This window comes from Frankia sp. AgB32 (genome assembly GCF_023243045.1).
In the GTDB taxonomy this organism is placed as follows: domain Bacteria; phylum Actinomycetota; class Actinomycetes; order Frankiales; family Frankiaceae; genus Frankia.
Genome location: NZ_JALKFX010000105.1, coordinates 1 through 3,323, shown reverse-complemented (window position 1 = coordinate 3,323; position 3,323 = coordinate 1). Strand labels below are relative to the sequence as shown.

At 77.0% G+C, this 3,323-nt stretch carries 5 protein-coding genes; 3 read left to right on the top strand and 2 right to left on the bottom strand.

Annotated elements, in window-relative coordinates; all coding sequences use genetic code 11:
• Together MXD60_RS23485 and MXD60_RS23480 are read left to right on the top strand one after the other, a co-directional pair.
• Positions 1–707: 5-oxoprolinase subunit B family protein (locus tag MXD60_RS23485; protein ID WP_248821512.1), on the top strand; the 707-nt coding region annotated here is incomplete at its 5' end.
• Complete coding sequence (locus MXD60_RS23480; protein WP_248821511.1) at positions 700–1,596, top strand: 5-oxoprolinase subunit C family protein; 897 nt, start codon at positions 700–702, stop codon at positions 1,594–1,596. The genes MXD60_RS23485 and MXD60_RS23480, both read left to right, overlap by 8 nt.
• Before the next feature lie 25 nt (positions 1,597–1,621).
• On the opposite strand, the gene MXD60_RS23475 is transcribed toward MXD60_RS23480, so the two are convergent.
• Both MXD60_RS23475 and MXD60_RS23470 read right to left on the bottom strand, forming a co-directional pair.
• Entirely contained in the window at positions 1,622–2,344 is a 723-nt protein-coding gene (locus MXD60_RS23475; RefSeq protein WP_248821510.1) for a hypothetical protein, read from the bottom strand.
• 106 nt (positions 2,345–2,450) lie between these two features.
• On the bottom strand, positions 2,451–3,065 hold the full coding sequence (locus tag MXD60_RS23470; protein WP_248821509.1) for a polysaccharide deacetylase family protein: 615 nt from the start codon (positions 3,063–3,065) through the stop codon (positions 2,451–2,453).
• Between MXD60_RS23470 and MXD60_RS23465 the strand changes: the two genes are divergently transcribed.
• Positions 3,055–3,323: hypothetical protein (locus MXD60_RS23465; protein WP_248821508.1), on the top strand; the 269-nt coding region annotated here is incomplete at its 3' end. The two genes, MXD60_RS23470 and MXD60_RS23465, sit on opposite strands and share 11 nt — an antisense overlap.

The window sequence follows — 3,323 nt, the reverse complement described above, 5'->3', positions numbered from 1 at the left end:
CCGGGGGCGCCCCCGCGGGGGGGCGCGCGCGCGCGGGCGGGCCGGGGCCGCCCCACCTCTACGACCGGCTGCGCCACGACCCCCCGCGCGGCCTCGTGGAACTCGTCCCGGCCGCCCGGACCGTCCTGGTCCAGTTCGATCGGACGGCCACCGACGCGGGCCGGCTCCGGGAGCACCTGCGGGCGGACGCCGCGCGCGCGGGCGACGAGGATCCGGCCGCCCCGCCGGCCACGCCCGGGTCCGGGCCCGCGGTGACGGTTCGCGTGCGCTACGACGGCCCCGACCTGGCGGACGTCGCGGAGCTCACCGGCCTGACCCCACGGCAGGTCGTCGAGCGGCACACCGGCAGCGCGCACCGGGTGGCGTTCTGCGGGTTCGCGCCCGGGTTCGCCTACATCGCCGGGCTGGATCCCGGCCTGCGGGTGCCGCGGCGGGACACCCCGCGCGCCCGGGTGCCGGCCGGCGCCGTCGCCCTCGCCGACCTGTTCACCGGCGTCTACCCGCGCGCATCGCCCGGCGGCTGGCATCTGATCGGCCACACCGACCTGGTCGCGTTCGACCTCGACCGGGACCCGCCCGCACTGCTCGCACCGGGAACCCCGGTCCACTTCGTCGAGACCGGAACCCCCGAGACCGGAACACCCGAGACCGGAACACCCGAGACCGAGACATCCGAGCCGGGCAGAAGCGGCGCCGGGCATGAGTGAGCCGCCCGCTGTCGCGGAACTGCCGGCGGCCTCGGTGCGGATCGTCGCGCCCGGCCCGCTGAGCACCGTGCAGGACCTGGGCCGGCCCGGGCTCGCGCATCTCGGCGTCACTCGCGCGGGTGCCGCCGATCGGCCCAGCCTGCGGCTGGCCAACCGGCTGGTGGGCAACCTGCCGGGCGCGGCGGCGATCGAGACGACGTACGGCGGCCTCGTCGTGTCGTTTCTCGCGCCGACGATGATCGCGGTGACCGGCGCGCCGTGCCCGCTGGAACTCGCCGGCCGTCCGGTCGGCATGTACGCGCCGGTCGACGTGCCGGCAGGTGCGCGCCTGCGCATCGACGCGCCCGACCGGGGCGTGCGCAGCTACCTGGCGATCCGCGGCGGGGTGGACGTCCCCGCAGTCCTCGGGTCCCGGTCGCGGGACACCCTGGCGGGCATCGGGCCCGAGCCGCTGGCCGTCGGAAGTGTCCTCGCGCTCGGGCGGGAGGCCGGCCCGCCGCCGACGGTCGATCTCGCCCCGCAGGCCCGGTATGCCGACGAGCCGGTCCTGCGGGTGATCCCCGGCCCGCGGGACGACTGGTTCACCGCCGAGTCCGTCGCCGGGCTGTGGGCCGGCGCGTACGAGGTCTCCGCGGACAGCGACCGCGTCGGCGCGCGCCTGCGCGGACCGGTCGTGCGCCGGCGGACCAGCGACGAGCTGCCGTCCGAGGGGGTCGTCGCGGGCGCTGTCCAGATTCCGCGGGACGGCCAGCCCGTCGTCTTCCTGGCCGACCATCCGGTCACGGGCGGCTACCCGGTGCTCGGCGTCGTCGTCCCGGACGATCTGGCGCTCGCGGCCCAGTGCCGACCCGGGCAACATCTGCGGCTGCGCCCGTGCCGGCAGGGGTGACCGGTCCCCGGGACCGGGGCGCCGCTCAGTGGGTGTTGTGGCTGCGCCGCCGATGGCGGCCGAAGGCACCGGACCGGTCCGGCGGCGCCGATCCCTGGCCGTCGAGATCCGTCGCGCCCGGCGTCCGGGTCATCGGTCGGTCGCTCGGATACACCTGCGGTTCGTCGCTTGGATACACCGGCGGCTCGTTGACGGCCGCTGGCACGCCCGCCCGAGGGTCCGGACCGGCGGCACGCGTGTCCCGACGGCGCCGGTCGGCGGCGACGTCCCGGACTCCGCGGATGCTGAGCCGGCCCCAGGCCGTCGAGCCCAGGAAAATGATGGCGGCACCGAGGCCGTAGAAGTAGCTGATCCATTCGAGGGTCGCCTGCGCGGTCCCGCCCCGCGGCGCGCCGAGGTTACCGAGATGCCAGGGCCCGGTCAGGGTCGGCCCGAGCACGATCCACACTCCGGCGGCGATGGCGAGCCACGCGCCGAGCACGGCCGTGCCCCGGTTCGCGCTGACCGCGAGCAGGAGACCGCCGACGAACGTGGCGATGCCGGGCAGCAGCTCCAGCCAGAACCGGGCGGACGTCCAGGTCCACACGCCGTCCTGGGTGAACGCGAAGTGGAAGTACGGACCGACGAAGGGTATGAGCGCTGCCCACACCCCCAGCAGCATCAGCAGCAGTCCGGTGACCGCGCCCCGGCTGCGGGGAATGTGCCAGGCGCCCAGCCCGCGGGTGTCGGCGTTGACGACGTTTGTCATCACTCGCCCCTCTCCTCGGTCTACGCCAGGAAGCGTGCCCCGCATCGGCTCGACAAATCACCAGGTCACAGCGGGTCTGCGGGGGGGTGGGCGGCGGGAAGGCGGCTCACAGCGCGACGAAGACGCAGCCGCGGGCCCGCAGGGCGGGCAGCACCCGGTCCAGCGCCGCGACGGTCTGCGACCGGTCACCGCCGCCGTCGTGGCTGAGCAGGATGTCGCCGGCGCGCGCCACGCTCAGCGCGCGCACGATCGCCTCCTCGCCGGGTCGCGACCAGTCCCGCGGATCGACATCCCACCCCAGCGGGATCAGGCCGAGTTCGTCCGCGGTGGCGAGCACGTCCGGGGACCAGTCGCCGCCCGGCGCCCGGAACAGCCGCGGCGACCGGCCACCGGCGGCGACGATCGCCTCCTGGGCGCGGGAGATCTCCGCGCGCATCTGCGCCCGCGGGCGGCGGCTGAACGGCTGCGGATGGGTCATCGTGTGGTTGCAGACGGAATGGCCCGCGCCGAGGATTGCCCGGACCAGCGCCGGATGGGCCCTGGCCTGGTCTCCCACCAGGCAGAACGTGGCGAGGACCTGATGGGTCCGCAGCACGTCGAGCATTCTGGGCGTCCACGTCGGGTGCGGGCCGTCGTCGAGGGTGAGCGCGACCGCGCCGGCGGGAGCGTCCGGCAGCAGGTCGCGAACCCGGCGCGCGGGCTGGCGGACCGTGGAGCCCACGCCGCCCGCCGCGGGGGCCGGCGTCGTGGAGCCGGCTGCCGGCCGGGGCGCGGCGGATGGGGTTGCCGCGGGCGGGGTTGCCGCGGGCGGGGTTGCCGCAGGCGAGGCGGTCGGGGTCGGGGCGGTCGGGGTCGGGGCGGGCCGCGTGGGCGGCGGCGGGGGGGGGGGGGGGGCGGGGGGGGGCCGGGGCGGTCAGCTTCCCACCGCCGGAGCCGGCGCGGCGCCGCCGTGGGCGGCCGTCGACCGGGCGGTCGTGAC

What these genes read in the sequence shown, in the direction of transcription:
- MXD60_RS23480 (WP_248821511.1), top strand. Translation starts at nt 700, where the DNA reads ATGAGTGAGCCGCCCGCTGTCGCGGAACTGCCGGCGGCCTCGGTGCGG.
- MXD60_RS23475 (WP_248821510.1), bottom strand. Translation starts at nt 2,344, where the DNA reads ATGACAAACGTCGTCAACGCCGACACCCGCGGGCTGGGCGCCTGGCAC.